Below are 290 nucleotides of genomic sequence, written 5' to 3'. Positions count from 1 at the left end.
GGCGCGCCTTTTTTCTTTGTGCAGGCCGCGCATCCATGCGCCTTTTCCCGTCGTCGCACCCCTTCGTCTTCTCCGCAAGTCTGACGCAAGATTAGCCCCGTAGGTTCGGGGCATACGAGATGGAGAAGTCTATGCAACCGATTCAACTGTTCGAACTGGCATCCCGCCAAGCGGAATGGCTGAGCGTGCGGCAGGAAGTCGTGGCGACCAACATCGCCAACGCCAACACACCCAAGTTCCCCGCCAAGGATGTCAGCCCATTCGAAGCGGTCATGCAGGCCACCAGCCAG

The 290-nt window shown here is 59.7% G+C and carries 1 protein-coding gene; it reads left to right on the top strand.

Annotated elements, in window-relative coordinates; translation table 11 throughout:
* Positions 1-131: 131 nt before the first annotated feature.
* On the top strand, positions 132-290 hold a 159-nt coding region (locus EN804_RS36495; protein WP_246693561.1), incomplete at its 3' end, for a flagellar basal body protein.

Source organism: Mesorhizobium sp. M8A.F.Ca.ET.161.01.1.1, from assembly GCF_004792105.1.
Classification (GTDB): domain Bacteria; phylum Pseudomonadota; class Alphaproteobacteria; order Rhizobiales; family Rhizobiaceae; genus Mesorhizobium.
Note: the sequence above shows the minus strand (reverse complement) of the source record. Positions and strands in the feature narration are given on the sequence as shown.